Below are 1577 nucleotides of genomic sequence, written 5' to 3'. Positions count from 1 at the left end.
GCGCGCGTCGTAAAGCGGCCCCACCAGCAGCGCAAGGTCGGCATGCCCGTTATGTACGTCTTCCAGCTGGCGCCGCGATACCGTGGCGCGCAACGAGCCCGTGCGCCTGCGCCAGGAACCGTCGATGGCCTTCGCGCCCTCGACGCTGGCCGCCGCACGGCCGGCGCGCAATGGACGGCCGCCCGAACTGTCGATATACAGCTTCGGACTGTTCGGGCCCAACGGCCCCTTGCCCCTGCACCTGACCGAATACGCGCGCGAACGCATGCACCATTACGGCGACAACACGCTGTCGGCGTTCGCGGACGTATTCCATCACCGCCTGATCCTGCTGTTCTACCGGGCCTGGGCCGATGCGCAAAGCACCGTCAGCCTGGACCGCAAGGAAGAACGTTTCACCCGCTATGTGGCCAGCCTGCTGCACATGGGGGTGCCGTCGATGCTGCGGCGCGATACGGTCATGGACCATGCGAAGTTCTACATGGCGGGCCATCTGCTGCGGCAGACGCGCAATCCCGAGGGCCTGAAGCAGATCCTGCAGAATTTTTTCTCGGTGCCCGTGCGCATTGCCGAGTTCGTGCCGCAATGGATACGCCTGGAACCGTCGCAGCGCCTGGGACTGGGCGGTGCGCTGGGACTGGGCCGCGACACGATCCTGGGCAACGCCGTGCGCGACGCCCAGCACAAGTTCCGCATCGAGCTGGGCCCGCTGGGCCGGGCCGACTATGCCAGCTTCCTGCCCGGCGGCGCGCGCGCGCGGCAATTGACGCACTGGGTGCGCGACTACATCGGTGTGGAACTGGCCTGGGACGTGCGGCCCGTGCTGAAGCGGCAGGAGGTGCGCGGCATCAAGCTGGGCATGCGGCAGCCGCTGGGCCTGTCGTCGTGGCTGGGCAAGCGCCGGCCCGAGCAGGGCGATGCCCGCGACCTGCTGCTGGATTACGAAGGACGTGAACGAAGTGCGCGCCGCGCGGCCGCGACCCGCAAGCCATTACAGGAGACGACTCGTGACGCATGACATGATTTACGACGGGCAACAGCTGCGCTGGCCCGGCCATGGCAACTTTCGCGCCACCAGCGGGCTGCCCGGGTTCCAGGTGCCCAGCGAGTTCTGCACGCCGGAAAGCGGGCCCGTGCCGCCGGGTTTCTACAAGGTCTACCTGGCCGACCAGGGAGCGGCCCAGGACGACGGCCGCGGCGTCTGCAATCTGAAGCCGGCGTGGGGCATACAGTCGATTCCGCGTGGCCCCGTGGCGGGCGAGTGCGAGGAATTCTGGGTCAATTGGGGTTCCAACCGGGCGCGGCTCGAACCCGCCGATGCCGCTACGCGCAACCGCTGCGCGCCGATCCGCGGCGGGTTCTACCTGCATGATTCCACCAAGGGCTACAGCCATGGCTGCATCGAAGTCGAAGGCCGCATCTTCCCCCTGCTGCGCACCTACGCCCGCGGCACCCGGAAGGCCACTATGATCATCAAGGTCGAGTATCTGGGCGACCGCGCGACCAACGGAGGCACGCTTGTCGAATAGATTCCTGCGGCTGGCGGCCGCGCTGGCCATGGCGGGCGGCGCCGCGGC

Annotated in this window: 1 protein-coding gene and 1 pseudogene; both read left to right on the top strand. The window is 68.0% G+C overall.

The window, feature by feature from the left end; translation table 11 throughout:
• Nucleotides 1–88 precede the first annotated feature (88 nt).
• Nucleotides 89–1018 (top strand): annotated as a pseudogene (gene tssG / locus LPZ50_RS24740) (type VI secretion system baseplate subunit TssG); the annotation flags it as partial.
• The gene (locus tag LPZ50_RS24735) at nucleotides 1008–1529 is read left to right on the top strand and encodes a DUF2778 domain-containing protein (RefSeq protein WP_230665477.1); all 522 of its coding nucleotides are present in this window, start codon (nucleotides 1008–1010) and stop codon (nucleotides 1527–1529) included. The pseudogene tssG and the gene LPZ50_RS24735, both read left to right, overlap by 11 nt.
• Nucleotides 1530–1577 lie beyond the last annotated feature (48 nt).

This window comes from Bordetella petrii (assembly GCF_020991325.1).
Taxonomy (GTDB): Bacteria; Pseudomonadota; Gammaproteobacteria; order Burkholderiales; family Burkholderiaceae_B; genus Bordetella_A; species Bordetella_A petrii_E.
This window is presented reverse-complemented; position numbering and strand designations above follow the sequence as displayed.